The following is a 23,349-nucleotide window of genomic DNA, read 5'->3' as shown; positions in this document are numbered from 1 at the left end:
AGGGCGTCGAGTCCAGGCTGTCGGCGACGGCGCCGGAGAGCTGTGTACCGGCCCCGCGTCCTCCGCTCGGCCGTCGGCAGGAACTGGGCTTTGCTTTCATTTGAGCGGAACCGTCAGCGCCCCGATAAGCTCCTAACCCTTACGGGGGGCGTGTGCCCCGCTGTCCTGAACCTTGCGATGGGTGCGGAGCATGATCGAGGCAGTCGGCCTGACCAAGCGCTACGGCGACAAGACCGCTGTGTACAACCTTTCCTTCCAGGTGCGTCCCGGTGCCGTCACCGGTTTCCTGGGCCCCAACGGCTCGGGCAAGTCGACGACCATGCGCATGATCCTGGGCCTCGACAATCCCACCTCGGGGCAGGTGACGATCGGCGGCTATCCGTATCGCAAGCTGCCGAACGCGCCCCGGCAGGTCGGTGCGCTGCTCGACGCGAAGGCCGTGCACGGCGGCCGGGCCGCGCGTAACCATCTGCTCTGTCTGGCCCAGCTGTCCGGGATTCCGGCCCGGCGGGTGGACGAGGTGCTCGGTGTCGTCGGTCTCCAGGACGTGGCGAAGAAGCGTTCCAAGGGCTTCTCGCTCGGTATGGGGCAGCGGCTCGGGATCGCGGCCGCGCTGCTCGGCGACCCGCAGGTGCTGCTCTTCGACGAGCCGGTCAACGGGCTCGACCCCGAGGGCATCCTGTGGGTGCGCAACCTGATGAAGGCGCTGGCGGCGGAGGGGCGGACGGTCTTCGTCTCGTCCCACCTGATGAGCGAGATGGCGCTGACCGCGGACCACCTCATCGTGATCGGGCGCGGGCAGCTGCTCGCCGACATGAGCGTGCAGAACTTCATCGCGGCGAACTCCGCGGGTTTCGCGCGCGTGCGGACGCCCGACACCGAGCCGCAGCTCCGCGAGAAGCTGTCGGCCGCGATCACGGAGGCGGGCGGGCACGTCCTGCCCGAGCAGGACGGGGCGCTGCGGGTGACGGGGCTGCCGCTCCCCCGCATCAGCGACATCGCCCACGACACGGACGTACGCCTGTGGGAGCTGTCCCCGCACCAGGCCTCGCTGGAGGAGGCGTACATGCGGATGACACAGGGTGCCGTGGACTACCGCTCGACCACCGACCAGAAGTCGGGGCTCATGCAGCCCCTCCCGCCCGGCGCCCAGCCCCCCATGCCGGTCCCCGGCCAGGGCCAGCCCGACTGGTACCCACCGGCACCACCGCAGCAGGGCGGTCAGCCCTTCGGGGGTCCACAGGGTCAGGCACAGCCGCTCCCGTACGGCGGTCCCGGCACGCCGAACCCGTACGCCCAGACGGGCCCGGCGGCCCCGCAGGGACCGGCGTCGGCCGCGGGCCAGGCAGCCGCTCCGGCAGCCCAGCCGCCTGCGGCCCCCGTGCCCGCGCCGCAGGGTTCCGCGCCCGCCCCGCAGGGACCGGCGTCGCCCGCCGCCCAGGCAGCCGCTCCGGCGCACCTGCCGTCGGCGCAGGCTCCGGCTGCTCAGCCACCGACCGCCCCGCCCGCGCCGCAGCCGCACGCCTCCGCACAGGCCTCCGCCTCCGCCCCGCAGGGACCCGCCCCGACCCAGCCCGAGGACGCCCGATGAGCACCCCGCAGCCCCCGATGCCGCAGGCCGCCGCACCGAACTGGCAGGCGCCCGCCGGGTCGTCGTACCCGGGCTACACCTCGCCGATCCCCGTCGTGCGGACGCATCTCGGGCACGCGATCGCGTCGGAGTGGACGAAGATCCGTTCCGTGCGGTCGACGATCTGGACGCTGGGTGTGTTCGTCGTGCTCAACGTCGGGATCGGCCTCGCGGTCGCCGCGCTGCTCGCGGCCAACGCGTCCCAGGACAGCCTGCGGGACGAGAACCCGCTGTCGTTCGGCTTCTTCGGGCTGCTGATCGGCAACATGTGCGTCATCACGCTCGGCGTGCTGACCACGGCCTCGGAGTACGGCACCGGCATGATCCGTACGACGATGGTCGCCTGTCCCTCCCGCGGCCGGGTCCTCGCCGCGAAGTCGGTCGTGTTCTTCGCCGTCGCCTTCGTGACCACCCTGGTCTCGGTCCTGGTCGTCGCCCTCATCGACGTGGCCCTGCTGGACGCGCGGACCCCGACCGGCCAGGAGTGGCTGAAGGGCACCTTCGGCATCTCGCTCTACATCGCGCTGCTGGGCCTGCTCTCGCTGATCATCGGCTCGATCATCCGGCACTCGGCAGGCGCGATCACCATCATGATCGGCGTCGTGCTGGCCCCGCTGGTCATCGCGCTGTTCATGTTCTCGCAGTCCCTGGAGGACGTGCGCCAGGCGCTGTTCGAGTACTCCATCCCGAACCAGCTCAGCGTGTTCTACTCCAACTCCCTCACGGAGTCGGGCCCTTCGGGCTGGGACCCGCTGTGGATCATCATCGGTGTGACGGCGGCCGCGTTCGCCGGCGCCTTCGCGCTCCTGGAGAGCCGGGACGTGTAGAACCGCCCTAGAACCTCGGCGCGTTACGGGACCGCTGCACCCGCGTGGTGCGGCGGTCCCGTGCGTTCCAGCACGCCTTGTGCCAGTGCCGACGCTCGTCGACGCCCGAGTGGTCCGGCCAGGCCACCACATGCGGGACGCCGTCCGGGATCATCTGGTCGCAGCCCGGGCAGCGGTATGTCTTGCCCTGCGCGCTCGCGCCCGCCACATGCCGGACGTTCCAGTCCTCACCCTGCCAGTTCGTCGAGGACTGGAAGCCGCCGTAGCGACCCGACCGGTCGTCCTCGGCGCCACGGCCGGACGGGTCCGACGAACCGGAACCCTTGGGTCGGTTGCGACGCGGGGACACAGGACACCTCACGGGGCTATACAGGAAGCAGGGACCGTGTCCAGCCTACGCGGCGGGAGGCGGGGTAGGCGTAGGGAACCAACCCCCACAAGGCCCCCTCCGGGGCGACCCATTCTGCAGACAATCGGCAAATCTCTTCGCCAAGCCGTGTCCTCGGCACGTGTCAGACGGTTATGCCGGGTGGGGGAGCTCCGTGTCGGAGCCAAGGAAGCAGGAAAAGCACATGCACGTAGGAACATTCGTGTTGGCGGCCCAGTTCCCGGGGCAGGGCCAGGCAGAGGCGCTGTACCGCGCGGTCCGCTCGGCGGAGGTCGCGGAGGAGGCCGGACTCGACGCGGTCTGGCTGGCAGAACACCACTTCGTGCCGTACGGCACCTGCCCGTCCGCGATCACCCTGGCGGCCTTACTGCTGGGCCGCACCCAGCGCATCCGGGTCGGCACCGCCGTGAGCGTGCTGCCCACCGTCCACCCCGTCGCCCTCGGCGAGCAGGCCGCGCTGCTGCACATGACGAGCGGCGGGCGCTTCTCGCTGGGCGTGGGGCGCGGCGGTCCGTGGGTCGATCTGGAGGTGTTCGGCTCGGGTCTGCAGGCGTACGAGAAGGGGTTCCCGGAATCACTCGATCTGCTGGTGCGCTGGCTGCGCGAGGCCTCCGTCGGGGCCGACGGCGAGCGGTTCCGGTTCCGTGAGGTGCCCGTCGTACCGCGGCCCTCGGAGGCGCTCACGGAGGCGGCCGGGCCCGAGGTGATCGTCGCCTGCACCTCCCCCGCGAGCGTCCGGCTGGCCGCCGAGCGCGGGCTGCCGATGCTGCTGGGGATGCATGTCGGGGACGAGGAGAAGGCGGAGATGGTGGCCTTGTGGCGCAGGCAGGCGCGCGCGGCCGGACACGCGCCGGAGAAGGTCCTGGACGCGCCCCATGTCTCGGCGGGTGTCTGCCAGATCGCGGACCGGCGTACGGACGCCGTGGAAGCTCTGGTGAAGGCCATGCCGGGCTGGCTCCGGCAGGGGCTCGGCGCCCATGTCACGGTCGACGGCCGGGAGCGCCAGATGCGCGACCCGGTGGCCTACACCGAACTGCTCTGCGGGCTGCACCCGGTGGGCACCCCGCGGCTGTGCGCCGACCGCCTCGCGGCCACCAGCGAACGCACGGGTGTCTCCCGCTTCGCCCTGCTCGTCGAGGGCTCGGGAGATCTGGCGGCGACCGAGGAGAACGTACGGCGGCTGGGTGCGGAGGTGCTCCCGCATCTGACCTGAAGTGGCACAGGAACCCTTGCCCGGCTGGAGCTTGCCGCCCCGGTACTGATGCACCTCCCGCGTACGGAGCGGCAAGCAAGCGGCATACCGCTCAGCAGTCCCTGAACTCGGGGGACTGGTTGAGCAACTGGCTGCGCACCGAGGTGAAACGGGCCAGCGTCTCGTCTACCGAGGCGTCCAGCGGGAACACCGCCACCCGGTGGCAGTTCTGGAAGGCCAGCCGCACACCGAAGTGCCGCTGCAGCGCGCCGCGTATCGCGTCACTCGCAAGCGCACGCAGCAGCTGACCGCGTGCCTGCTCGTCCGGCGGGGGCGTCTGGTTGTCGGCGAAGTTGCCGCCGTCGACCTTCAGCTGGGCCACCAGGGAGCTGATCATCTCCCATGCGTAGGGCAGGGAGTTCCGGACGCAGTCGACGAATTCTGCTTCGTCGACCTCGCCTCGCTCGGCCTTCTCGAGTAGGGCCGGTGAGACGTCGAGCGACATGGGTTCTCCTCTCGCACCCCTGATTCCTCAGGGGTTGCCGGACAGATAAAGGGAGTTCGCGCTGCCGGACACTCTGAGTACATGCCTCGCGACCTCCCGTTTACTACGGTAGGCAACGGACGGTGACGGCACCAGGAGAATGCGAACAAAGGGCACTCCCTACAGGCTCACAATCGGCCACAAGTGAACAGGGTTTCTCCACAGCCTTACGGGCCGAATCGCGTGGACATGCGCCCGTCGAGTAGCGTTGCCGACCATGCGTCTCGTCATTGCCCGGTGTTCCGTCGACTACGCGGGCCGGCTCACCGCCCACCTGCCCTCGGCCCCCCGTCTGATCCTGGTGAAGGCCGACGGCAGCGTCTCCATCCACGCAGATGACCGCGCCTACAAGCCTCTGAACTGGATGTCGCCGCCCTGCACACTGAAGGAGGGCACCGGCGACGAGGAGGGCGTCTGGACCGTCATCAACAAGGCGGGCGAGAAGCTCATCATCACGATGGAGGAAGTCCTCCACGACTCCTCGCACGAACTCGGCGTGGATCCTGGCCTGATCAAGGACGGCGTGGAAGCACACCTCCAGGAGTTGCTCGCCGACCGCATCGAAACACTCGGCGACGGCTACACGTTGATCCGCCGCGAGTACATGACGGCCATCGGCCCGGTCGACATCCTGTGCCGTGACGCCGAGGGGCAGACCGTCGCGGTGGAGATCAAGCGGCGCGGCGAGATCGACGGCGTCGAGCAACTCACCCGCTACCTCGACCTGTTGAACCGCGACCCCCATCTCGCCCCGGTCCGCGGCATCTTCGCCGCGCAGGAGATCAAGCCCCAGGCCCGCGTCCTGGCCACCGACCGCGGTATCGGCTGCCACGTCATGGACTACGACGCGCTGCGGGGCATCCAGGACGACAAGCTGCGGCTGTTCTGACAGCGCCGCTTCTTCTACGACGACGAGGGCCGGGTCCGCTTTTTCATGGACCCGGCCCTCCTGTGTCGCGTGAGGTTTCTAGATGACCGACCCGCTCGGCGAGCTCACGGTGCTGCTCTCCGGGGCGCTGGCCGAACTGGTCTCCACCGGGGCGGTGGAGGCGGGGCCACTGGCCGAGGTGGAGTTGCTCGGGGTCGTGTCGGTCGGGGTGGACGTGGACGTGGGCGTGGGTGTGACCGACGGGTCCGGTGTCTCGGACGTCGTCGGTGACGAGGAGCCGGTGCCGCTCGGGTTCCCGGTCGGCGAGGTCGGCGGCCTCGACGTGTTCGTCGGCCGCGGCGACGACGGCCTGGACGAACTGGACGGACGGTCGCCCTGCGTCCCGCTCGGATCGTCGGACGGCTTCGCCTCGCTCGTGGGCGTCGGATCGTCCGAGGTCCCGTACGTGCCGTCAGGGCCGGGATCGGTCGGCCGGGATGTCGCCGTACCCGTGTCGCCCTTGTCGTCGCCGTCCTGCGGAGCCTCCGCGCCGAGGTTGCCGTCGTCGATGCCGACGCTGGCCGACGGGTTGACGCCGACCTGGGTGGACGGGTCGTTCGGGTCGTGGTCGGAGGTGGCGCCCAAGGTCACGACCGTGCCGAGCACCGCCACGAGGAGCGCACCCGCGCCGGCCGCCACGAGGTTGCGCTTGGCGAGGCCCTTCAGTCCGCCCCGGGCCTTGCGGGAGGGCGCGGGCGTGGACGGCGAGCGGTGGACGACGATCGTCTGCGAGTCCCCCGGCGGCTGGAGCGGCGGGAAGGCCGCGGGGACCCCGCCGGGCGGCGAGGCGGACTCGTCGTACCGGGCGTCGGGCACCTCCTCGCCCGCCATCGCGCCGAGGCCGGCCAGGCCGGGCGCGGTCCCGTCCCGGTCGGAGACCAGGGCGAGGGCGCGGCGGCCCGCGACGGTGCCGCGCTTGTCGGCGAGCGCCCCGCGCAGGCCGATGGAGGTCTCCAGTTCGGAGCGGGCCCGGTCGAGCTGTCCGCCGCAGATCGCGAGGATGCCGAGTTCGTGGCGGAAGTAGGCCTGTTCGGACACCTCACCGGCGAGCCGGGAGGCCTCGGCACCGGTCCGCAGAGCACGCTCCCAGGCACCCCAGTGGCCGCCGGCGGCGAACGCGGGTGCCGCCGTGCGGGCCAGCTGCACGGTGGCCGCCTCCTCGCCCTCGGCGGGCGCGGTGGTGGCCGGGGTCAGCACGGTGAGGGCGGCGAGCAGGGCGTCCGCCTCGGCGCACACCCGCTCGGGGGTGACCGAGGGGTGTCCGGCCCACCAGCCGTAGTGCTGGGCGGCGGTGAGGGCGCGGGCCTCGGTGTCGTCACCGTATCCGGCGGCCTCCAGCTGGGTGAGGACCCCGGCGGCGAGCCGGTAGCGGGAGCCGACCGGGGAGACCAGGCCCGAGGCGGCGAGCTCGCCGAGCGCCGCGTCCGCGTGGGTGTCGCCGACCAGGGCGGGCAGGTGCGCCTGGTGGGGCACCTCGCCGCCGAGCGCGACGGCGAACCGCAGGGTGGCGCGCGCGGACTCGCTCAGCCGGGAGGCGAGCAGCGGGGCCGGCGCGGCGGCCTCGCCGAGTGCGGGCAGGGGGATCTCCTCGCCCTGGTCCGCCTCCAGGGGCATGTCGATCGGGGTCGCGTCCGCGAAGACGCCGAACTCGTCGACGGCACTCGCTCCGGCCCGCTGCCGGTCACGCTGTCTGAGCAGGGCGCCTGCCTGGACGAAGCGCAGCGGCAGGCCCTCGGACTCGAACCAGAGGTCGCCCGCCCAGTTCGACTCCTCCTCCGTCAGCACCCGGCCGACGCACCGCTCCAGCAGATCCAGCCCGTCGGCGCGCTCCAGGCCACCGAGGAAGACCTCCTCGACGGCGGAGTCGGCGGAGGGCGCGGGCACGTCGGGTGTCGCGCCGATCACGAACGCGCACTCGGGCGTGGCGTCGAGCAGTTCTTCCAGGCCCGCGCCGCCGAACTCGATGTCGTCGAGGACGACGACCGCGCCGACCTCCCGGACACAGGAGAGCAGCGCGTCACGGTCCGGGCGGTGCAGGGGCGAGTTGTAGACGGCGTAGTAGAGGTCGTACAGCAGCTCGCCCGGCGTGCGGTGGAAGCCGGAGAGGCGGACGACACCGTCGGGGGCGAGGTCCGAGCAGTCCTCGGCGACCAGGTCGAGAAGGCTGGTGCGGCCGGAGCCGGCGGGGCCGGTCAGCCGTACCGAGCGGCCACGCGCGAGCAGTCGTACGAGTCGTTCGCGCTCGTCCTGGCGGGCCAGGAGCGGCAGCGCGGTGCGGGTGGGGCCGGGCGGGACGGGCGGACGGGCCGCGCGGTCCACCTCTGCGCGTTCGGTGGCGCTGAACTTCTCGGGTCGCCCCGGGCGTTCCCCGGGCGGGCAGGCCTCTATCTCGCTGCCGTCGACGGGGTTGACGGTGAGCAGGAAGTCACCGGCGACGAGCTGCACGGTGCGGGCGAGCGCGGGCGTGTGCTGGCCGAAGTCGGATGTGAGGGAGTCCCTGGGAGGGCGCTGACGCGGCGGACTGCCGTCGTCGTCATGGCCGTACTCCTCGGGTCCCCGGTTGTTCGGGTCCATAGGTTCAAGCCCCCCAAAAGCGTCTTGTGTGCCGTCAGTGGCCCCTCCCGGCCTGCAGCACACTGCGCTGTCGCTTCTGGTCCGGGCCCGCTGGAAGGGATGCAGACAGCGGGCGACCGAACCCTAAACCTTCGCACAGTATCTACGACAGCCCGGGGTACCGCGCCGTCCGAGACGTCACAGTCTCGTGAGAATTGCGCGTGCCATGCGTTTCGCCGGGGCGTGCGGGTCAGACGCGGGGCAGTGACTCCACCCCGATGCCGCCCTCGACCGCCAGGATCCGGTGCAGTCGGGTGGCGACCAGGAGGCGCTGCATCTGCGGCGGTACGTCGCGCAGCACCAGGCGGCGGCCGCAGCGGCCGGCCCTGCGGTGCACTCCCATGATCACCCCGAGGCCCGTGGCGTCCCAGGAATCCAGCTCGGACAGGTCGAGCACCAGGTCGCCGACTCCGTCGTCGACGGCCGAGTGCAGGACCGTACGGGCGTCCGCCGCGCTGCGGACGTCGAGGCGGCCCCCGACGACCAGCTCGGCGTGGTCGCCCCTGATGTACATATGCGCTCCCCGTGACTGCGTGTAGTACTCCACGAATGTGATGTCCAGTGATGACACCTCTGACTGCGTTGGGCGGTCGGAGGTTGCCGTCTGTAAGCGAACCGATACCGAATTCACCCCCGAGTGTGAAACCCGAGGGGCTTGTGCGGTTACGGCGGCGGAAAGAGCCGCCCGTGCCTGTAGAGGCCTCAGTGCTTGTAGAAGCCTTGCCCGCTCTTGCGTCCGATGTCACCGGCGTCCACCATCCGGCGCATCAGCTCCGGCGGGGCGAACTTCTCGTCCTGGGACTCGGTGTAGATGTTGCTGGTGGCGTGCAGCAGGATGTCGACGCCGGTCAGGTCCGCCGTGGCGAGCGGGCCCATGGCGTGGCCGAAGCCCAGCTTGCAGGCGAGGTCGATGTCCTCGGCGGTCGCGACGCCCGACTCGTAGAGCTTGGCCGCCTCGACGACGAGGGCGGAGATGAGACGGGTGGTCACGAACCCCGCCACGTCCCGGTTGACGACGATGCAGGTCTTGCCGACGGACTCGGCGAACTCCCGCGCGGTGGCGAGGGTTTCGTCGCTCGTCTTGTAGCCGCGGACCAGCTCGACGAGCTGCATCATCGGCACCGGCGAGAAGAAGTGCACGCCGACGACCCGTTCGGGGCGCTCGGTGGCCGCCGCGATCTTGGTGATCGGGATCGCGGAGGTGTTGGACGCCAGCACGGTGTCCTCGCGGACGATCTTGTCGAGCGTGCGGAAGATCTCGTGCTTGACTTCGAGCTTCTCGAAGACGGCCTCGACGACGATGTCGGCGTCGGCGGCCGCTTCCAGATCGGTGGTCGCGGTGATCCGGGCGAGGGCGGCGTCGGCGTCGTGCGCCTCCAGCTTGCCCTTGCTCACGAACTTGTCGTACGAAGCCTTGATGCCGTCGGTACCGCGCTTCAGCGCCTCGTCGGTGACGTCCCTGAGCACCACGTCCCAGCCCGCCTGGGCGGAGACCTGGGCGATGCCGGAACCCATCAAGCCGGCGCCGATGACGGCAAGCTTCCGTGCCACTGTTGCGACTCCCCTTTGAAACGCCTTACACCCTTTTCAGGTTGCCTCTTCGGCGGACCCTAGCGCTCGTGAGGGGCTGTGTGACCGCTTAGTAATGCGCGTCACGTCTCATCTGACGGACATCACACCAGTAGCTGTCACGAGTGGTCTCGTACGGCGTAGTTGAGCACCTTATCGCTCAACAGCTCCTCCAAGCCGTCGAGAAGCGCCGGTGTCTCTCGTGATACTTCGTCCGGTTCGTCCTGCTTGCCGATCTGACCGGCGATCAGTCCCGGCATCGGCTGGTCGCCGTCGGCACCGGCCTCCTCCCGCAGAGCCGCCTCCAGGTTCGCCTCGACCTCCTGCCCGATCGCCCACAGCCGGGAGCGCAGGGCGGGCGCGTTCTCGATGACCCGAATGAAGGCGGCGTAGCCGGACATCAGTCCGACCCGCGGTGAGACCGCCTCGACCTCCTCGCGCAGCGCCGCGGCGGCGGCCGACTCCCCCTTGCCGCGGCCGCGCACCCACCGGGCGAGCCGTTCGACCACACCGGCGGAGCGGTCGAGGAAGAGGTCCTCCTTGGCCGGGAAGTAGGTATAGAAACGCGGGCTGGCTTCACCCGTCGCCCCTTCCAGTGCCCGAGCGGAACGCGGTGGGCCCCAGCAGGCCCGTCGGCGCGGCTATGCGCGTGGCGGTGCACAGCCGGCCCGTCTGGCCTCTCACCCTGGGCCCGGCCCGGCTGGACGTCCTCTCACACCTCATGCCGTTCCGCCATCTGGTGGACGCCATGCGGGTCGCGTACGTCGGCTCGTACACGACGGATCACATGCTGTACGGCGTCCTGGTCGCCGTCGGGCTCACGGTGCTCGCCGTGACGGTCGGCACACGCGTGTTCCGGACGGCCGGGGCGTAACTACGCTGACCTCATGGTCAATCTGACGCGCATCTACACCAGGACCGGCGACCAGGGCACCACCGCCCTCGGCGACATGAGCCGGGTCGCCAAGACCGATCTGCGGATCTCCGCGTACGCGGACGCCAACGAGGCGAACGCGGTGATCGGCACGGCGATCGCCCTGGGCGGTCTGGAGGAGGAGGTCGTCAAGGTCCTCACCCGGGTGCAGAACGACCTGTTCGACGTCGGGGCCGACCTGTCGACACCCGTCGTCGAGAACCCCGGGTTCCCGCCCCTGCGGGTCGAGCAGTTCTACGTCGACAAGCTGGAGGCGGACTGCGACCGCTTCAACGAGCGGCTGGAGAAGCTCCGCTCCTTCATCCTCCCGGGTGGCACCCCGGGCGCGGCCCTGCTCCACCAGGCCTGCACGGTCGTACGGCGGGCCGAGCGCTCGACGTGGGCGGCCCTGGAGGTCCACGGCGACCACATGAACCCGCTCACGGCGACCTACCTGAACCGGCTGTCGGACCTGCTGTTCATTCTGGCGCGCACGGCGAACAAGGATGTCGGGGATGTGCTCTGGGTGCCGGGCGGGGAGCGCTAACGCGCGCGCTTGGGAAACAGCGTGTAGCTGCCGGCGATCACCACATTGATGCCGATCAGCCACAGCATGCGCTGTTGCCAGGCCCGCAGCGAGTCGGTCTGCCCGTCGCCGACGTACCAGACCGCGGCCTGCAGCAGGGCCGCGGCGACCAGTGCGGCGAGGATCCAGCGGCCCGCGACCCTCCACTCGTGCACGGCGCGGGCCATGCCGTACTTCGGGGGCTTCACCGGTGGCGGACCACCCGCGAACCGGTGGGCGACCCGGGCGTCCGCCCACTTGATCGTCGAGTGCCCGAGGCCCACGGTGAAGCCGATGTAGACGGCGGCCAGACCGTGCTTCCAGTCGGGCTCGGCGCCGTTCTTCAGGTCGATCGCGGTGACCGTGAACAGCACGAGCTCCAGCAGTGGCTCGCACAGCAGCAGGGCCAGCCCTACCCGCGGCATCCGCAGCCCGTAGCGGAAGGTCAGTCCGGCGGCCAGCAGTACCCAGAAGGCCACCTCGCACGCGACGATCAGTCCGACGATCACGACTCGCTCCTCTCACTCACCCTTCCAGGCTCGCGCCGGGGCCCGCCGCTTTCGTCGTCGGCGGTGACGAAGTCGCCGTACATCGAAAGATGCAGTCCAGGACCGTTCCCCGGCATCAGGCGCGGGGCGCGGACACCGTGTTGGATGGAGTCATGGCCCTCCCCCGCCCGCACCGCTTCGACGTGTACATCGCGGCCGGCGGGCTGCTCGGCGGCTTGTTACTGGCGGGCGTCGGCCTGGGCACCCGCAGGTCCAGCGACCCGATGACGCTCTTCGACGGTCCCTGGCCGGTCCTCGTACCGCTCACCGTGCTGGCCGGCTGCGAGCTGCTGCGCCGCACGGCCCCCCGCACGGCCCTGCTCACCGGCACCGCCGAGATCTGCGCCGACCTGGTGACCCAGGGGAACATCGCCACGCTCCTGATGTTCACCGACGTCGTCTACGCGGCCGTGCTGTACGGCCCGCTCGCCTCGGCCCGCCGTATCCAGTGGATCACCGGGCTGCTCACCGTGGCCGGGACGCTGGTGCCGTTCGCGGTGTGGCGGACGGCGGAGGCGCTGCTGATCGGTGTGGTCGTCGGGGTCGTGGCCTATGCGCCCGCCGCCACCGGGTGGATCGTGCGCAACCACCGTGACGCGGCCGAGGCGGCCAGGCTGCGCGCCGAACAGACCGCGCTGCTCGCCGAGATCGACCGCGCCCAGGCCGTCACCGCCGAACGCGCGCGCATGGCACGGGAGTTGCACGACATGGTCGCCAACCACCTGTCGGCGATCGCCATCCACTCCACGGCCGCGCTGTCGCTCGACGAACCGGCCACCTCGAAGCAGGCCCTGTCCGTCATCCGGGAGAACAGCGTGGCGGGCCTCGCCGAGATGCGGCGGCTGATCGGCATCCTGCGCGACGCCGGCGGCGACACCGAGCCCGCCGCCGCACCCACCCTCGACGGTCTCGCCGCGCTGGTCGACGGCGCCCGCGCCAACGGCCTCGACGTGCACCTCGACACCGACGAGCAAGTCAGGGTGCCCGCGCCGGTCGAACTCGCCGCGTACCGGGTCGTCCAGGAGTCCCCGACCAACGCCCTCAAGCACGCCTGCCCCGGCCGGGTCACGGTCGCCCTCGCCCGCCGGGACGGTCTGCTCGACGTCAGGGTGATCAGCCCCTACGGCCACCAGGACGGCCCGCGGGCCCCCGGTTCGGGCGCCGGCCTCGCCGGGATGCGGGAGCGGGCGGCGCTCCTCGGCGGCACGTTCCGGGCCGGTCCGCGGGGCGCGCTGTGGGCCGTACACGCCACGTTCCCCGTGTCGGAAGGAGAATCCGAATGATCCGCGTCCTCGTCGCCGAGGACCAGTCCGCCGTCCGCGCCGGGCTCGTCCTCATCCTGCGCAGCGCCCCGGACATCGAGGTGGTCGGTGAGGCGGCGGACGGTGAGCAGGCGGTGTCGCTGGCCCGGGAGCTTCGGCCCGACCTGGTGCTGATGGACGTGTAGATGCCGCGTCTGGACGGGGTGTCGGCGACCCGGGAGGTGGTCCGGGAAGGGCTCGCGGACGTTCTCGTGCTGACCACCTTCGACCTCGACGCGTATGTGTTCGGAGCCCTGCGGGCCGGTGCCGCCGGTTTCCTGCTGAAGAACACGGAGGCCAGGGATCTGCTGGAAGCGGTGCGGACCGTGGCGCGCGGGGAGGGCCTGATCGCGCCCGCCGTGACCCGCCGTCTGATCTCGGAGTTCGCCGCCAGGCCGGTACGGGAGCCGGCCGCCGATCCCGCCGTCCTCGACGCCCTCACCCGAAGCGAGCGCGAGGTGCTCTCCTGTCTCGGCGAGGGCCTGTCCAACGCGGACATCGCGGCCCGCCTCGACATGGCGGAGGCGACGGTGAAGACGCACGTCAGCCGTCTGCTGGGGAAGCTGGAGCTGAGGAGCCGGGTGCAAGCGGCCGTGCTGGCACAGGAGTTGGGGGTTTAGAACGGCCCTCCGTACCAGAGTGGTCCAGACCTATTGACCTGTGGTCCAGACCTTTCTATTCTCGCGGCACCGTGGGCGTGAAGGCTCAGTCACGCCCCCAACTCCCCGAGGAGGCGCACGATGCGCTTCAGACACAGAGCCGCAGCAGGACTCGCGACACTGTTGCTCCCCTTCGCCGGCCTGGTCGGCCTCGCGAGCCCCGCCCAGGCCGCGACCTCCGCCACCGCGACCTACGCCAAGACCCAGGACTGGGGCACCGGCTTCGAAGGCAAGTGGACGGTGAAGAACACCGGTACCACCAGCCTCAGTTCCTGGACCGTCGAGTGGGACTTCCCCTCCGGCACCTCCGTCACCTCCGCCTGGGACGCCGATGTCACCTCCTCCGGCACCCACTGGACCGCCAAGAACAAGTCCTGGAACGGCACCCTCGCCCCCGGCGCCTCCGTCTCCTTCGGCTTCAACGGCACCGGCTCCGGCTCTCCCGCGGGCTGCAAGCTGAACGGCGGCAGTTGTGACGGCGGCTCCACCCCGGGAGACGCGGCGCCGTCCGCGCCCGGCACCCCTACCGCCTCCGCCATCACCAACACCTCGGTGAAGCTGGCCTGGAGCTCCGCCACCGACGACAAGGGCGTCAAGAACTACGACGTGCTGCGCGACGGTGCCAAGGTGGCGACCGTGACGACGACCTCGTACACGGACAGCGGGCTGACCGCAGGCACCGACTACTCGTACACCGTGCAGGCCCGTGACACCGCCGACCAGACCGGACCCGCCAGCGGCGCGGTCGCCGTGCGCACCACCGGCGGCACCACGGAACCCCCTCCGGGAAACAAGGTCAAGCTCGGCTACTTCACCGAGTGGGGCGTCTACGGCCGCAACTACCACGTCAAGAACCTGGTGACCTCGGGTTCCGCCTCGAAAATCACGCACATCAACTACGCGTTCGGCAACGTCAAGGACGGCAAGTGCGTCGTCGACGACACCTACGCCGCCTACGACAAGGCCTACACCGCCGACCAGTCGGTCTCCGGCACCGCCGACACCTGGGACCAGCCGCTGCGCGGCAACTTCAACCAGCTGCGCCAGCTCAAGGCCAAGTACCCGCACATCAAGGTGCTCTACTCCTTCGGCGGCTGGACCTACTCGGGCGGCTTCGCGCAGGCCGCCGCCAACCCGGCCGCGTTCGCCGCCTCCTGCAAGTCCGTGGTGGAGGACCCGCGGTGGGCCGACGTCTTCGACGGCATCGACATCGACTGGGAGTACCCGAACGCGTGCGGTCTGACCTGTGACACCAGTGGGGCCGCCGCCTTCAAGAACCTGATGTCGGCGCTGCGTGCGCAGTTCGGCCCGAACTACCTGGTCACCGCGGCCATCACGGCCGACGGCTCCTCCGGCGGCAAGATCGACGCGGCCGACTACGGCGGCGCCTCCCAGTACGTCGACTGGTACAACGTGATGACGTACGACTACTTCGGCGCCTTCGACGCGGACGGCCCGACCGCCCCGCACTCCCCGCTGACCTCGTACGCCGGCATCCCGCAGGCGGGCTTCAACTCCGCCGACGCGATCGCCAAGCTGAAGTCGAAGGGCGTCGCCTCGAAGAAGCTGCTGCTCGGCATCGGCTTCTACGGCCGCGGCTGGACCGGCGTCACCCAGGCCGCCCCCGGCGGCTCGGCGACCGGCGCGGCACCCGGCACCTACGAGGCCGGCATCGAGGACTACAAGGTCCTCAAGAACTCCTGCCCGGCCACCGGCACCATCGCGGGCACCGCGTACGCCTACTGCGGCAACAACTGGTGGTCCTACGACACCCCCGCCACGATCGCCGGCAAGATGACCTGGGCCAAGAACCAGGGCCTGGGCGGCGCGTTCTTCTGGGAGTTCAGCGGTGACACCGGCAATGGCGAGCTGGTGAGCGCCATCAACAGCGGGCTGCGGTAAGCCTGTCAGGCCACGTTGACTCGCTGACCGGGCGGGGCTGCCTCCAGCCACGCGAGGAAACCGGTCAGCGCGTCTTCGCTCATGGCGAGTTCGAGACGCGTGCCCCGGTGCAGACAGGTCAGGATGACGGCGTCGGAGAGCAGCGCCAGCTCCTCCTCGCCCTCGGGGAGGCGACGCCCGGCGACCTCGATCGCGGCGCGTTCCAGGACGCGGCGCGGGCGGTAGGCGTAGGAGAAGACGCGGTACCACTCGACGCGGTCGCCGTTGTAGCGGGCGACGCCGTAGCTCCAGCCCTTGCCGCTGGTGTCGGTTTTCTCCGGGACGTCCCAGCGCAGGGAACAGTCGAAGGTGCCGCCGGAGCGCTGGATGAGTCTGCGGCGCAGACCGAAGACGAACAGGCCCAGTACCACCAGGGCCACGACAATTCCGCACACAGTCAGAGCGAGGACCATCGACACCGACCTCCTCGTCTCCTAGGTACCTTCGAAATAGGTAACGGAACGGAAAAAACATCCAGATCTGCCTCAGCCGCGACCGGCTCCGGATCGCTCCGGTGCCAGTCGCGGCTGAGTGACGTCATACAGCTCCGTGCGCCTCTAGCGCCCCGCCGCCGCACGCAGTCGTACGTCGGCGCGACGCTCGGCGGAGGCATCGCCCTCCGCCTTCGCACGCTCCAGTTCGCGCTCCGCGCGCTGGACGTCGATCTCGTCCGACAGTTCGGCGATCTCGGCCAGCAGCGACAGCTTGTTGTCGGCGAACGAGATGAAACCGCCGTGCACCGCGGCGACGACCGTTCCACCGTCACTCGTACGGATGGTCACCGGGCCCGACTCCAGCACACCGAGCAGCGGCTGGTGACCGGGCATGACGCCGATGTCGCCGGACGTGGTGCGCGCGACGACCAGGGTGGCCTCGCCGGACCAGACCTCTCGGTCGGCCGCGACCAGCGCGACGTGCAGCTCAGCAGCCAAGGTGGCTCCTCGGGTCACCACCCGGCGGGTCTGCCGGGTGTTGGTTACAAGTCTAGTGGGCGTGAATGAGGGGGCGGGACGTGCCCCGCCCCCTCAGACGAGCGCGAGGCTCAGGAGACGCCCAGCTCCTTGGCGTTGGCCTTCAGGTCCTCGATGCCACCGCACAGGAAGAACGCCTGCTCCGGGAAGTGGTCGTAGTCGCCGTCGATGATCGCGTTGAAGGCCGCGATCGACTCGTCCAGCGGGACGTCCGACCCGTCGACGCCGGTGAACTGCTTGGCGACGTGGGTGTTCTGGGACAGGAAGCGCTCCACGCGACGGGCACGCTGGACGACCAGCTTGTCCTCCTCGCCGAGCTCGTCGATGCCGAGGATGGCGATGATGTCCTGGAGGTCCTTGTACTTCTGGAGGACACCCTTGACACGCATGGCCGTGTTGTAGTGGTCCGCCGTGATGTAGCGCGGGTCCAGGATCCGGGACGTGGAGTCCAGCGGGTCCACGGCCGGGTAGATGCCCTTCTCGGAGATCGGACGGGAGAGAACCGTCGTCGCGTCGAGGTGGGCGAAGGTGGTGGCCGGGGCCGGGTCGGTCAGGTCGTCCGCGGGGACGTAGATCGCCTGCATCGAGGTGATCGAGTGACCACGGGTCGAGGTGATGCGCTCCTGGAGGAGACCCATCTCGTCGGCCAGGTTCGGCTGGTAACCCACCGCGGAGGGCATCCGGCCGAGCAGGGTCGAGACCTCGGAACCGGCCTGGGTGAAGCGGAAGATGTTGTCGATGAAGAACAGCACGTCCTGCTTCTGCACATCGCGGAAGTACTCCGCCATGGTCAGACCGGCCAGGGCCACGCGCAGACGGGTGCCCGGGGGCTCGTCCATCTGGCCGAAGACCAGCGCGGTCTTGTCGATGACGCCCGAGTCGGCCATCTCCTCGATGAGGTCGTTGCCCTCACGGGTGCGCTCACCGACACCGGCGAACACGGAGACACCGTCGTGGTTGTTGGCGACGCGGTAGATCATCTCCTGGATGAGCACCGTCTTGCCGACGCCGGCACCGCCGAACAGACCGATCTTTCCACCCTTGACGTACGGGGTGAGAAGGTCGATGACCTTGACGCCGGTCTCGAACATCTCGGTCTTCGACTCGAGCTCGTCGAAGTTCGGGGCCTTGCGGTGGATGGACCAGCGCTCGCCGTCGTACTTCTGGTCGGAGTTCAGCACCTCACCGAGGGTGTTGAACACCTTGCCCTTGGTGAAGTCGCCGACCGGGACGGTGATGCCCGTGCCGGTGTCGGTGACCGCGGCCTGACGGACCAGACCGTCGGTGGGCTGCATGGAGATGGTGCGGACCAGGCCGTCACCCAGGTGCTGGGCGACCTCCAGGGTCAGCGTCTTCTTCGCGCCGTCCTCGGCCGGGTCGGCCACCTCGACGTGAAGGGCGTTGTAGATGTCGGGCATGGCGTCGACGGGGAATTCCACGTCGACGACCGGGCCGATGACCCGGGCGACGCGGCCCGTGGCAACGGCCGTCTCAACTGTCGTCGTCATTACCTGTCACTCCCCGCGGTCGCGTCGGCCAGGGCTGCGGAGCCACCGACGATCTCGCTGATTTCCTGGGTGATTTCGGCCTGGCGGGCCGCGTTGGCAAGTCGGGAGAGGCTGGTGATCAGGTCTCCCGCGTTGTCGGTGGCCGACTTCATCGCGCGGCGCGTGGCGGCGTGCTTGGAGGCAGCCGACTGGAGCAGTGCGTTGTAGATACGGCTCTCGACGTACCGCGGCAGCAGGGCGTCGAGGACGTCCTCCGCCGAGGGCTCGAAGTCGTACAGCGGAAGGATCTCGCCCTGGGGGGCGTCCTTGGCCACCTCTTCGAGGCTGAGCGGAAGCAGTCGGTCGTCGAGCGCCGTCTGCGTCATCATCGAGACGAACTCGGTGAAGACGATGTGGAGCTCGTCCACGCCGCCCTCGGCCGTGTCCTTCTCGATGGCCTCGATCAGCGGAGCCGCGACCTTCTTGGCGTCCGCGTAGCTGGGCTCGTCGGTGAAGCCCGACCACGACTCCACGACCTTGCGCTCGCGGAAGTTGTAGTGGGCCAGACCGCGGCGGCCGACGATGTACGTGTCGACCTCCTTACCCTCGGCCTCAAGACGCTCGGTCAGCCGCTCCGCGACCTTGATGGCGTTGGAGTTGAAGGCACCCGCGAGACCACGGTCGCTCGACAGGAGCAGCACCGCGGACCGCACGACCGTCTCGGCCTGCGTGGTCAGCGGGTGCTTCGTGTTCGAGCCGGTACCGACCGCCGTGACCGCACGCGTCAGTTCCTGCGCGTACGGCGTGGAGGCCGCCACCTTGCGCTGCGCCTTGACGACGCGCGAGGCGGCGATCATCTCCATCGCCTTGGTGATCTTCTTGGTCGCGGTGACGGATCGGATGCGACGCTTGTAGACCCGGAGCTGGGCTCCCATGAGTCAGGTCCCTTCCGTCGTCACTTGGCCGTGGCGGCCGGCGCGTCTTCGCCGAGAAGCTTGCCGTCCGAGGTCTCGAACTGCTTCTTGAAGTCCGCGATGCCGTCGGCGATGGCGGTGAGCGTGTCGTCCGACATCTTGCCGCCCTCCTTGATGGAGGTCATGAGGCCCTGCTCCTTGCGGTGCAGGTACTCCAGCAGCTCCTTCTCGAAGCGGCGGATGTCGCCCACCGGAACCTCGTCCATCTTGCCCGTGGTGGCTGCCCACACGGAGACGACCTGGTCCTCGGTGGCCATCGGCTGGTACTGGGGCTGCTTGAGCAGCTCGACCAGACGCTGACCGCGCTCCAGCTGCGCCTTCGACGCGGCGTCCAGGTCGGAACCGAAGGCGGCGAACGCCTCCAGCTCACGGTACTGGGCGAGGTCCAGACGCAGACGGCCGGAGACCTGCTTCATCGCCTTGTGCTGCGCGGAACCACCGACTCGGGAGACGGAGATACCGACGTTCAGCGCGGGACGCTGACCGGCGTTGAAGAGGTCCGACTCCAGGAAGCACTGGCCGTCGGTGATGGAGATGACGTTGGTCGGGATGAACGCCGAGACGTCGTTGGCCTTGGTCTCGACGATCGGCAGACCGGTCATCGAGCCGGCGCCCAGGTCGTCGGAGAGCTTCGCGCAGCGCTCCAGCAGACGGGAGTGCAGGTAGAAGACGTCACCCGGGTAGGCCTCACGGCCCGGCGGACGACGGAGCAGCAGGGACACGGCGCGGTAGGCGTCGGCCTGCTTCGAGAGGTCGTCGAAGATGATGAGGACGTGCTTGCCCTCGTACATCCACTGCTGGCCGATGGCCGAACCGGTGTACGGCGCCAGGTACTTGAAGCCGGCCGGGTCGGACGCCGGGGCGGCGACGATGGTCGTGTACTCCAGCGCGCCGGCCTCTTCGAGGGCGCCACGCACGGAGGCGATGGTCGAGCCCTTCTGGCCGATGGCGACGTAGACGCAGCGGACCTGCTTCTTCGGGTCGCCGGAGCGCCAGTTGTCGCGCTGGTTGATGATCGTGTCGACGGCCAGGGCGGTCTTGCCGGTCTGACGGTCACCGATGATCAGCTGACGCTGGCCACGGCCGATCGGGGTCATCGCGTCGACGGCCTTGTAGCCGGTCTCCATCGGCTCGTGCACCGACTTACGGGCCATGACGCCCGGAGCCTGCAGCTCAAGGGCACGTCGACCGCTGGTCTCGATCTCGCCGAGGCCGTCGATCGGGTTGCCGAGCGGGTCGACGACGCGGCCGAGGTAGCCCTCGCCGACGGCCACGGAGAGGACCTCACCGGTACGGGAGACCGGCTGACCCTCCTCGATGCCGCTGAACTCACCGAGGACGATGGCGCCGATCTCGCGCTCTTCCAGGTTGAGCGCGAGGCCGAGGGTGCCGTCCTCGAACTTCAGCAGTTCGTTGGCCATGGCCGAGGGCAGACCCTCGACCTTCGCGATGCCGTCGCCGGCAAGGGTGACCGTACCGACCTCCTCGCGCGAGGCCGCGTCCGGCTTGTACGACTGGACGAAGGTCTCCAGTGCGTCCCGGATCTCCTCCGGCCGGATCGTGAGCTCCGCCATCTGGGTTCCCTGCTCTCCTTGTTGGGCCCGAAGTTTCACTTTGGGGGTCTGGGGGCGACCCCCAGGATTCTTCATGTACGGCCCAACCAGGGCCGTCGTAAGTACGTACTGCTATGAAGTTGCTGCTAGCCCGCCAGGCGGCGGCCGGCGTCCTCGATGCGGTCCGCGATCGAGCCGTTGATGACCTCGTCGCCGACCTGCACCCGGATCCCGCCGACGACCCCGGGGTCCACGTCGAGGTTGAGGTGCATCGTGCGGCCGTAGAGCTTCGCCAGGGCACCGCCCAGACGCTGCTTCTGCTGGTCGCTCAGCGGAACCGCCGAGGTGACGACGGCCACCATGCGGTCCCGGCGCGCGGCGGCGAGCTTGGACAGGGACTCGAGTCCCGACTCCAGGCTACGTCCCCGGGGCGCGGCCACAAGGCGCGTCACCAGACGCTCGGTCGTCGCATCGGCACGGCCGCCGAGCAGGCTGCGCAGCAGCTCGCCCTTGGCCAGGGCCGTCGCGGCGCGGTTGGTCAGCGCGGCGCGCAGCTCGGTGTTCGAGGCGACGATCCGGCCGAACCGGAACAGCTCGTCCTCGACGTTGTCGAGCGTGCCCCGCCGCTGCGCGGCGGTGAGGTCGGCGATGTTCGCCAGCTCCTCCAGCGCGTCCACCAGGTCGCGCGACTGCGACCAGCGGGAGCGCACGGTGCCGGTCACCAGGTCCGCGGCGGGGCCGCCGACCTGCGTACCGATCAGGCGCTGGGCCAGGTCGGCCTTGGCCTCGGCGGCCTGCGCCGGGTCGGTCAGGACCCGACGCAGCGACACCTCGCGGTGGAGCAGCGCGGTGACGGCGGCCAGCTCGTCGGCGAGCGAGCCGGCGTCCACGGACGTGTTGTCCGTCAGCGCGTCGAGACGCTCGCGTGCGGCTGCCAGGGCCTCGCGGCTCGCTCCGTTCATCGCGCGGCCTCGGCCTTCTCCTCGAGGTCGTCGAGGAAGCGGTCGATGACGCGGCTCTGCCGGGCGTGGTCCTCAAGGGACTCACCGACGAGCTTGCCCGCCAGGTCGGTGGCGAGCTTGCCGACGTCCTGGCGGAGCGCGGAGGACGCGGCCTTGCGGTCCGCCTCGATCTGCGCGTGACCGGCGGCGACGATCTCCTCGCGCTGCCGCTGGCCTTCCGCGCGCATCTCGGCGATGAGCGTGGCGCCCTGCTCCTGCGCCTCCTGGCGCAGTCGCGCTGCCTCGTGGCGGGCCTCGGCGAGCTGTGCCTTGTACTGCTCAAGGACGCTCTGGGCCTCGGTCTGCGCGGCCTCGGCCTTCTCGATACCGCCCTCGATGGCCTCGCGACGCTCTTCCAGAACCTTGTTGATGGTCGGGAGGAGCTTCTTGGCGAGGAAGCCGAAGACGATGACGAAGGCGATCAGGCCGATGACGAGCTCCGGCCACGGCGGAATGAGGGGATTCTCCTTCTCCGCCTCGGCCGCCAGCTGAACCAGTGCGTGGTTCACATCAGTGCCTTTCGTCGAATGGGGCTGTCGTCGTGGTTCGTCTTAGTAGACGAACGGCATGACGAGGCCGATGAGGGCCAGCGCCTCACAGAACGCGAAGCCGAGGATCTGGTTGGCGCGGATGAGGCCGGCAGCCTCGGGCTGGCGGGCGAGAGCCTGCGTGCCGTTACCGAAGATGATGCCGACGCCGACGCCCGGGCCGATCGCGGCGAGGCCGTAACCGATGGAGCCGAGGTTGCCTTCGACCGCAGCGAGGGTCTGGAGAGCGGACATGCCGGTTCTTCCTTCTCTTTCAGTGACCGGTGGGGGTTGGCCACCGGATGTCTCTAGGGGTGTTGCGGGGGCGGTGCTCAGTGGTGCTCGGCGAGCGCGCCCTGGATGAAGGTGCAGGTCAGGAGGACGAAGACGTACGCCTGCACTGCCTGGATGAAGAGCTCGAAGGCCGTCATGATGATGACCATCACGAACGAGACGCCGGAGTAGGCGATACCGATGCCGTTCAGCATGTACCAGCTGGCGATGGTGAAGAGCAGCAGCAGGGTGTGACCGGCGAACATGTTCGCGAAGAGTCGCACCGCGTGCGTGAACGGACGGACGATCAGGTTCGACGCGAACTCGATGGTCATCGACAGCGGGAGCACCGCGCCCAGCGACTTGTCGTAGCCGGTGAAGTTCTTGAAGGCTCCGACCACGCCGTGGCGCTTGAAGGTCAGCGAGACCCACAGGATGTAGACGATCGCGGCGAGGACCATCGGGTAGGCGATGATCGAGGTCACCGGGAAGGCGGCGACCGGCACGATCGACCAGAGGTTCATCACCCAGATGAAGAAGAACAGCGAGACGGCGAGCGGAACGTACTTCTCGCCCTCCTTCTTGCCGATCGTCTCGTAGACGATGCCTCGGCGGATGAAGTCGTAGCCGGCTTCGGCGACCATCTGGAGCTTGCCGGGGACGATCTTCGGGCGGGCGAACGCGGCCCAGAAGAAGCCCACGATGATGACCGAGCCGAGCAGGGCCAGCAACATCGGCTTGTTGAAGTAGAAGCCGCTGCCGTCCGCGTCGCCCATGAGCGGCTCGAACAGGAACGAGTGGAGGCCCGGAGCGACCGTGTCGAAGCCACACCCGTCGAACAGGTGACAGCTCGTGTCGAAAGCGAGCGTCTGCGTCGGGTCAGCACTCACCGCGGGCTCCTTCATCGTGGCGCATAGGAACGGCAACCTCGTTGTGTCGGCGCGG

The 23,349-nt window shown here is 69.6% G+C and carries 22 protein-coding genes and 3 pseudogenes; 9 read left to right on the top strand and 16 right to left on the bottom strand.

Annotated elements, in window-relative coordinates; all coding sequences use genetic code 11:
• Positions 1–190 precede the first annotated feature (190 nt).
• The gene (locus AB0D34_RS33490) at positions 191–1,591 is read left to right on the top strand and encodes an ABC transporter ATP-binding protein (RefSeq protein ID WP_362668451.1); all 1,401 of its coding nucleotides are present in this window, start codon (positions 191–193) and stop codon (positions 1,589–1,591) included.
• Positions 1,588–2,457 (top strand): ABC transporter permease, encoded by an 870-nt coding sequence (locus AB0D34_RS33485; RefSeq protein ID WP_362668449.1) that lies wholly within the window; start codon positions 1,588–1,590, stop codon positions 2,455–2,457. The genes AB0D34_RS33490 and AB0D34_RS33485 overlap by 4 nt, the downstream gene beginning before the upstream one ends.
• Before the next feature lie 7 nt (positions 2,458–2,464).
• On the opposite strand, the gene AB0D34_RS33480 is transcribed toward AB0D34_RS33485, so the two are convergent.
• Positions 2,465–2,806, bottom strand: a complete 342-nt coding sequence (locus tag AB0D34_RS33480) for an ATP/GTP-binding protein (RefSeq protein ID WP_362668447.1) — start codon at positions 2,804–2,806, stop codon at positions 2,465–2,467.
• A gap of 223 nt (positions 2,807–3,029) precedes the next feature.
• On the opposite strand from AB0D34_RS33480, the gene AB0D34_RS33475 reads away from it, so the two are divergent.
• Positions 3,030–4,058, top strand: a complete 1,029-nt coding sequence (locus AB0D34_RS33475; protein WP_362668445.1) for an LLM class flavin-dependent oxidoreductase — start codon at positions 3,030–3,032, stop codon at positions 4,056–4,058.
• Between the two features lie 91 nt (positions 4,059–4,149).
• Here AB0D34_RS33475 and AB0D34_RS33470 read toward each other — a convergent pair whose 3' ends face one another.
• Complete coding sequence (locus AB0D34_RS33470) at positions 4,150–4,542, bottom strand: SCO5389 family protein (RefSeq protein WP_362668442.1); 393 nt, start codon at positions 4,540–4,542, stop codon at positions 4,150–4,152.
• Positions 4,543–4,798: 256 nt separating this feature from the next.
• Between AB0D34_RS33470 and nucS the strand changes: the two genes are divergently transcribed.
• Positions 4,799–5,470, top strand: coding sequence for an endonuclease NucS (nucS, locus tag AB0D34_RS33465; protein WP_037721480.1), 672 nt, complete (start codon positions 4,799–4,801; stop codon positions 5,468–5,470).
• Positions 5,471–5,548: 78 nt separating this feature from the next.
• Here nucS and AB0D34_RS33460 read toward each other — a convergent pair whose 3' ends face one another.
• The 4 genes and pseudogenes from AB0D34_RS33460 to AB0D34_RS33445 form a co-directional block, all read right to left on the bottom strand.
• On the bottom strand, positions 5,549–8,083 hold the full coding sequence (locus AB0D34_RS33460) for an ATP-binding protein (protein WP_362668440.1): 2,535 nt from the start codon (positions 8,081–8,083) through the stop codon (positions 5,549–5,551).
• 229 nt (positions 8,084–8,312) lie between these two features.
• On the bottom strand, positions 8,313–8,636 hold the full coding sequence (locus tag AB0D34_RS33455) for an STAS domain-containing protein (RefSeq protein WP_030574316.1): 324 nt from the start codon (positions 8,634–8,636) through the stop codon (positions 8,313–8,315).
• Positions 8,637–8,824: 188 nt separating this feature from the next.
• Positions 8,825–9,673 carry a 3-hydroxyacyl-CoA dehydrogenase family protein gene (locus AB0D34_RS33450; protein ID WP_362668437.1) on the bottom strand — a complete coding sequence of 283 codons (849 nt, stop codon included), beginning with the start codon at positions 9,671–9,673 and terminating at the stop codon, positions 8,825–8,827.
• A gap of 137 nt (positions 9,674–9,810) precedes the next feature.
• Positions 9,811–10,251, bottom strand: a pseudogene (locus AB0D34_RS33445) (TetR/AcrR family transcriptional regulator); the annotation flags it as partial.
• A 110-nt stretch (positions 10,252–10,361) separates the two neighbouring features.
• Here AB0D34_RS33445 and AB0D34_RS33440 point away from each other — a divergent pair.
• Together AB0D34_RS33440 and AB0D34_RS33435 are read left to right on the top strand one after the other, a co-directional pair.
• Positions 10,362–10,565 (top strand): annotated as a pseudogene (locus tag AB0D34_RS33440) (ABC transporter permease); the annotation flags it as partial.
• Positions 10,566–10,578: 13 nt separating this feature from the next.
• A complete protein-coding gene (locus AB0D34_RS33435; RefSeq protein ID WP_362668435.1) occupies positions 10,579–11,151 on the top strand; it encodes a cob(I)yrinic acid a,c-diamide adenosyltransferase in 573 nt (190 codons plus the stop codon).
• On the opposite strand, the gene AB0D34_RS33430 is transcribed toward AB0D34_RS33435, so the two are convergent.
• Positions 11,148–11,678 (bottom strand): hypothetical protein, encoded by a 531-nt coding sequence (locus AB0D34_RS33430; RefSeq protein WP_362668432.1) that lies wholly within the window; start codon positions 11,676–11,678, stop codon positions 11,148–11,150. The two genes, AB0D34_RS33435 and AB0D34_RS33430, sit on opposite strands and share 4 nt — an antisense overlap.
• Positions 11,679–11,830: 152 nt before the next feature.
• Between AB0D34_RS33430 and AB0D34_RS33425 the strand changes: the two genes are divergently transcribed.
• The 3 genes and pseudogenes from AB0D34_RS33425 to AB0D34_RS33415 all read left to right on the top strand — a co-directional run bounded on the left by AB0D34_RS33425 (position 11,831) and on the right by AB0D34_RS33415 (position 15,579).
• Positions 11,831–13,000 (top strand): histidine kinase, encoded by a 1,170-nt coding sequence (locus tag AB0D34_RS33425; protein WP_362668430.1) that lies wholly within the window; start codon positions 11,831–11,833, stop codon positions 12,998–13,000.
• Positions 12,997–13,638 (top strand): annotated as a pseudogene (locus tag AB0D34_RS33420) (response regulator transcription factor). The gene AB0D34_RS33425 and the pseudogene AB0D34_RS33420 overlap by 4 nt, the downstream one beginning before the upstream one ends.
• Positions 13,639–13,758: 120 nt before the next feature.
• Positions 13,759–15,579 carry a glycoside hydrolase family 18 chitinase gene (locus AB0D34_RS33415; protein ID WP_362668428.1) on the top strand — a complete coding sequence of 607 codons (1,821 nt, stop codon included), beginning with the start codon at positions 13,759–13,761 and terminating at the stop codon, positions 15,577–15,579.
• Between the two features lie 5 nt (positions 15,580–15,584).
• Here the strand turns inward: AB0D34_RS33415 and AB0D34_RS33410 are convergent, their stop codons facing one another.
• The 9 genes from AB0D34_RS33410 to atpB all read right to left on the bottom strand — a co-directional run bounded on the left by AB0D34_RS33410 (position 15,585) and on the right by atpB (position 23,309).
• Entirely contained in the window at positions 15,585–16,031 is a 447-nt protein-coding gene (locus tag AB0D34_RS33410) for a DUF2550 domain-containing protein (protein WP_359033581.1), read from the bottom strand.
• A 144-nt stretch (positions 16,032–16,175) separates the two neighbouring features.
• Positions 16,176–16,550: a F0F1 ATP synthase subunit epsilon gene (locus AB0D34_RS33405; protein WP_362668425.1), complete on the bottom strand. Its 375-nt coding sequence runs from the start codon at positions 16,548–16,550 to the stop codon at positions 16,176–16,178.
• Positions 16,551–16,660: 110 nt separating this feature from the next.
• Positions 16,661–18,097: a F0F1 ATP synthase subunit beta gene (gene atpD, locus AB0D34_RS33400; protein ID WP_362668422.1), complete on the bottom strand. Its 1,437-nt coding sequence runs from the start codon at positions 18,095–18,097 to the stop codon at positions 16,661–16,663.
• Positions 18,097–19,011 carry a F0F1 ATP synthase subunit gamma gene (locus tag AB0D34_RS33395; protein ID WP_362668420.1) on the bottom strand — a complete coding sequence of 305 codons (915 nt, stop codon included), beginning with the start codon at positions 19,009–19,011 and terminating at the stop codon, positions 18,097–18,099. Before AB0D34_RS33395 ends, atpD begins: the two co-directional genes overlap by 1 nt.
• A 20-nt stretch (positions 19,012–19,031) precedes the next feature.
• Positions 19,032–20,624: a F0F1 ATP synthase subunit alpha gene (gene atpA / locus AB0D34_RS33390; protein ID WP_362668418.1), complete on the bottom strand. Its 1,593-nt coding sequence runs from the start codon at positions 20,622–20,624 to the stop codon at positions 19,032–19,034.
• Positions 20,625–20,749: 125 nt separating this feature from the next.
• Positions 20,750–21,565, bottom strand: coding sequence for a F0F1 ATP synthase subunit delta (locus tag AB0D34_RS33385; protein WP_362668416.1), 816 nt, complete (start codon positions 21,563–21,565; stop codon positions 20,750–20,752).
• On the bottom strand, positions 21,562–22,113 hold the full coding sequence (locus AB0D34_RS33380; protein ID WP_030320299.1) for a F0F1 ATP synthase subunit B: 552 nt from the start codon (positions 22,111–22,113) through the stop codon (positions 21,562–21,564). Before AB0D34_RS33380 ends, AB0D34_RS33385 begins: the two co-directional genes overlap by 4 nt.
• A 42-nt stretch (positions 22,114–22,155) precedes the next feature.
• Positions 22,156–22,386, bottom strand: coding sequence for an ATP synthase F0 subunit C (gene atpE / locus AB0D34_RS33375; protein ID WP_006381669.1), 231 nt, complete (start codon positions 22,384–22,386; stop codon positions 22,156–22,158).
• Positions 22,387–22,463: 77 nt separating this feature from the next.
• Complete coding sequence (atpB, locus tag AB0D34_RS33370) at positions 22,464–23,309, bottom strand: F0F1 ATP synthase subunit A (protein WP_362668414.1); 846 nt, start codon at positions 23,307–23,309, stop codon at positions 22,464–22,466.
• Positions 23,310–23,349: the final 40 nt, after the last annotated feature.

The sequence above is a fragment of the Streptomyces sp. NPDC048420 genome (genome assembly GCF_040651535.1).
Classification (GTDB): Bacteria; Actinomycetota; Actinomycetes; order Streptomycetales; family Streptomycetaceae; genus Streptomyces.
Note: the sequence above shows the minus strand (reverse complement) of the source record. Positions and strands in the feature narration are given on the sequence as shown.

Bases quoted from the DNA above. Each gene is read 5' to 3' on its own strand.
- AB0D34_RS33490 (WP_362668451.1), top strand. From the start codon at position 191: ATGATCGAGGCAGTCGGCCTGACCAAGCGCTACGGCGACAAGACCGCT.
- AB0D34_RS33485 (WP_362668449.1), top strand. From the start codon at position 1,588: ATGAGCACCCCGCAGCCCCCGATGCCGCAGGCCGCCGCACCGAACTGG.
- AB0D34_RS33475 (WP_362668445.1), top strand. From the start codon at position 3,030: ATGCACGTAGGAACATTCGTGTTGGCGGCCCAGTTCCCGGGGCAGGGC.
- AB0D34_RS33470 (WP_362668442.1), bottom strand. From the start codon at position 4,542: ATGTCGCTCGACGTCTCACCGGCCCTACTCGAGAAGGCCGAGCGAGGC.
- nucS (WP_037721480.1), top strand. From the start codon at position 4,799: ATGCGTCTCGTCATTGCCCGGTGTTCCGTCGACTACGCGGGCCGGCTC.
- AB0D34_RS33460 (WP_362668440.1), bottom strand. From the start codon at position 8,083: ATGGACCCGAACAACCGGGGACCCGAGGAGTACGGCCATGACGACGAC.
- AB0D34_RS33455 (WP_030574316.1), bottom strand. From the start codon at position 8,636: ATGTACATCAGGGGCGACCACGCCGAGCTGGTCGTCGGGGGCCGCCTC.
- AB0D34_RS33435 (WP_362668435.1), top strand. From the start codon at position 10,579: ATGGTCAATCTGACGCGCATCTACACCAGGACCGGCGACCAGGGCACC.
- AB0D34_RS33425 (WP_362668430.1), top strand. From the start codon at position 11,831: ATGGCCCTCCCCCGCCCGCACCGCTTCGACGTGTACATCGCGGCCGGC.
- AB0D34_RS33415 (WP_362668428.1), top strand. From the start codon at position 13,759: ATGCGCTTCAGACACAGAGCCGCAGCAGGACTCGCGACACTGTTGCTC.
- AB0D34_RS33410 (WP_359033581.1), bottom strand. From the start codon at position 16,031: ATGGTCCTCGCTCTGACTGTGTGCGGAATTGTCGTGGCCCTGGTGGTA.
- atpD (WP_362668422.1), bottom strand. From the start codon at position 18,097: ATGACGACGACAGTTGAGACGGCCGTTGCCACGGGCCGCGTCGCCCGG.
- AB0D34_RS33395 (WP_362668420.1), bottom strand. From the start codon at position 19,011: ATGGGAGCCCAGCTCCGGGTCTACAAGCGTCGCATCCGATCCGTCACC.
- atpA (WP_362668418.1), bottom strand. From the start codon at position 20,624: ATGGCGGAGCTCACGATCCGGCCGGAGGAGATCCGGGACGCACTGGAG.
- AB0D34_RS33385 (WP_362668416.1), bottom strand. From the start codon at position 21,565: ATGAACGGAGCGAGCCGCGAGGCCCTGGCAGCCGCACGCGAGCGTCTC.
- atpE (WP_006381669.1), bottom strand. From the start codon at position 22,386: ATGTCCGCTCTCCAGACCCTCGCTGCGGTCGAAGGCAACCTCGGCTCC.
- atpB (WP_362668414.1), bottom strand. From the start codon at position 23,309: ATGAAGGAGCCCGCGGTGAGTGCTGACCCGACGCAGACGCTCGCTTTC.